Raw genomic sequence first — 2,710 nt, 5'->3', positions numbered from 1 at the left:
GGAACGGGAACGGCCAGCGTGCCCTGGCCGGGGCGGGACAGGACCAGCCCGCCCGCCCCGTCCGGCGCCGGACGGGGGGACCACGCCACCGACACCAGCGCCATGGACGGGATCTGGCGCTGGGTCAGGAACGTCCCGTCCGGGTCGGTCACCACCCAGCGCCGGTCGTCCTGCAGCCCGCAGGGGCCCAGCCACCCATCCGCCACGGCGATGCCCCCCAGCGACTTGACCGGGTAGACATGCAGGGACGCGACCGAGAGCCCCGCATCCGTCCCCGCGCCCGTCATTTCCCGTGCGGCGCTGCCGGCTGCACGCCGAAGCGGAAGATCGTCGTGTAGTCGAACGTCTCGCCCGGGTTCAGCGTCGTGGTCGGGAAGGAGGGGTGGTTGGGCGAATCGGGATAATGCTCGGCCTCGAACGCGATCGCGTCGGTCTGGCGATAGGCGCGGTGCGATACGCCGGCATAGGCGCCGGTCAGCGAGTTCGAGGTGTAGACCTGCAGCCCCGGCTGGCTGGTCAGCACCTCCATCGTGCGGCCGGTCCGGGGATCCACGATCCGCGCCGCCGGGCGGGGAGCCGCGCCCGCCTGGCCGTCGACGACCCAGTTGTGGTCGTAGCCGCGCGCGAACATCAATTGCGGATAATCGTCGCGCAGATGCTCGCCGATGCGCATCGGCTTGCGGAAATCCAACGGCGTGCCGGCCACCGACGCCAGTTCGCCGGTCGGGATCGCGGTCGGATCGGTCGGCGTGTAGCGCGCGGCGTCGATCTGCAGCACCTCGTTCTCGATCGAGCCCGATCCCTCGCCGCCCAGATTGAAATAGCTGTGGTTGGTCAGGTTGAGCACCGTCGGCTGGTCGGTCGTCGCCTTGTAGTGCAGGGTGAGCTGGTCATGGTCGTCCAGCGTGTAGGTCACGCTGACCTTCAGCGTGCCGGGGAAGCCCTGGTCGCCGTCCGGGCTGGTCATCGACAGGGTGGCGCTGGCCGCATGCGCGCCCGCCGCGGTGCCGTCCACCGTCCAGACATATTTGTCGAAGCCCCTGGTGCCGCCATGCAGCGCGTTCGGCGGCGCGGTCACGGGAACGTGATACGTCTTGCCGCCCAGCGTGAAGGTCCCCTTGGCGATCCGGTTGGCGTACCGGCCGATCATGGCGCCGAAGAACAGGCCGCCCTGCGCGCTGTCGACCGTGTAGCCCTGCAGGTCCGGAAAGCCGAGGACGATGTCGTCGACATGGCCGGTCCGGTCGGGCGTGTCGATCGCGGTGATGATGCCGCCATAGGTGATGAAGCGCACCGACACGTTATGCGCGTTGCGCAGGGTCAGGATTTCGATCGGCGTGCCGTCGGCCATCGTGCCGAATTTCGCCCGGTCCAGCGTGACGGCGGCGGCGGCCGGCCGGGCGGCGAGCGCGCCGCCCACGGTGGAGGCTGCCAGCAGCAGCGCGGAAACCGAACGTGCCTTGGTGAGCTTGAACATCGTATCCCATTCATCTGTTGTGGATTTTGTGTCACACTGGACCAGTCTTCGACGATCCGGCAAGCCCGAAATCCGGCCCGGCAGCGTTGTCCGGTCCGCCAGGCGCGGAAGGATGACGCCCATGACGGATTGCGCAACCGCCGGGCCATGCTAGAGAGTTTCCTCGCGGAAGGACATGGTCCGGTCCGCTTCATTCCATGATGCCCGGGACGCGCCGTGTTCCGGGACGCGGACCGACAACAGGCCCCGGCCGTCCCGCGAGTCGACGCGGACCGGGGAACAGGCCTGGAAACAGGCCAGGAACAGGAACGAGTATGCGTGCAATGACAGGATCGAAGCCTCTACCGTCCCGGTCATCCACCCGTATGCTCCACCCGCGCATCGCCTCCGTTGCCGCCGGTGCGGGCATGCTGGCGCTGGCGCTGGCGGGATGCGCCGCGCCGCCGCCCAAGGACCCCGAGGCCCTGGCCGAGTATCGCGAGGCGAACGACCCCTATGAGCCGCTGAACCGCAAGATGTACGGGATCAGCATGACGCTGGACAAATACACGCTGCGCCCGGTCGCCAAGGCGTGGGTCTGGGCCCTGCCCTATCGCGTCCGGCAATCGCTGGGCGGGCTGGTCCAGACGATGGGCGAGCCGGTGGTGTTCTTCAACGATGTCGGCGCCGGCAAGCCCCGCCGCGCCGGCGACGCCTTCGTGCGCTGGTGCATCAACATGGTCGCCGGCGTCGGCGGCCTGTTCGACGTGGCGAAATATGCGGGCTATCCGCATCACGACAACGACGCGGGGCTGACGCTGGCGACCTGGGGCGTGCCGTCCGGCCCGTACCTGTTCCTGCCCATGATGGGCCCGTCCTCGTTCCGCGACGCCGCGGGCTCTGGAATCGATATCGGGCTGCAGCCGCTGAACTACGTGCCGCGCGGCTATGGGCTGCTGACTTTCAACTGGGCCTACAACATCGTCGGCACGATCAACGGACGCGCCGACCACCTGGACGAGCTGGACCAGTTGCAGCGGGATGCGCTGGACCCGTACGCTACGATCCGCAGCGCCTATCAGCAGCAGCGCAAGGCGCAGGCCGAGGCGATCCGCAACGATCACCGGGCGACCGTGCCCGATTGGTACAACTGAGCAAGGGGCACAGAGATGAAGACAGTCCTTTCCCGTCGTCATGCGCTGGGTCTCGCCCTCGGGACGGCGGCGCTGCCGGTTCTGCGCCCGGCCCGGGCCG

General features: G+C 68.6%; 3 protein-coding genes. 1 reads left to right on the top strand and 2 read right to left on the bottom strand.

Annotated features, from left to right (window positions below):
* Together HUK84_RS14415 and HUK84_RS14410 are read right to left on the bottom strand one after the other, a co-directional pair.
* A partial coding sequence (locus tag HUK84_RS14415; protein ID WP_176640905.1) for an MOSC N-terminal beta barrel domain-containing protein occupies positions 1-287 on the bottom strand: 287 nt, incomplete at its 3' end.
* Positions 284-1,477, bottom strand: a complete 1,194-nt coding sequence (locus tag HUK84_RS14410) for an aldose epimerase family protein (RefSeq protein WP_176640904.1) — start codon at positions 1,475-1,477, stop codon at positions 284-286. The genes HUK84_RS14410 and HUK84_RS14415, both read right to left, overlap by 4 nt.
* Positions 1,478-1,842: 365 nt before the next feature.
* Between HUK84_RS14410 and HUK84_RS14405 the strand changes: the two genes are divergently transcribed.
* Complete coding sequence (locus HUK84_RS14405; protein WP_246285699.1) at positions 1,843-2,610, top strand: MlaA family lipoprotein; 768 nt, start codon at positions 1,843-1,845, stop codon at positions 2,608-2,610.
* Positions 2,611-2,710: the final 100 nt, after the last annotated feature.

It is taken from the genome of Nguyenibacter vanlangensis, from assembly GCF_013376155.1.
Lineage (GTDB): Bacteria > Pseudomonadota > Alphaproteobacteria > Acetobacterales > Acetobacteraceae > Gluconacetobacter > Gluconacetobacter vanlangensis.
This window is presented reverse-complemented; position numbering and strand designations above follow the sequence as displayed.

Coding starts and splice junctions, on each gene's coding strand:
- HUK84_RS14410 (WP_176640904.1), bottom strand. CDS start 1,477: ATGTTCAAGCTCACCAAGGCACGTTCGGTTTCCGCGCTGCTGCTGGCA.
- HUK84_RS14405 (WP_246285699.1), top strand. CDS start 1,843: ATGCTCCACCCGCGCATCGCCTCCGTTGCCGCCGGTGCGGGCATGCTG.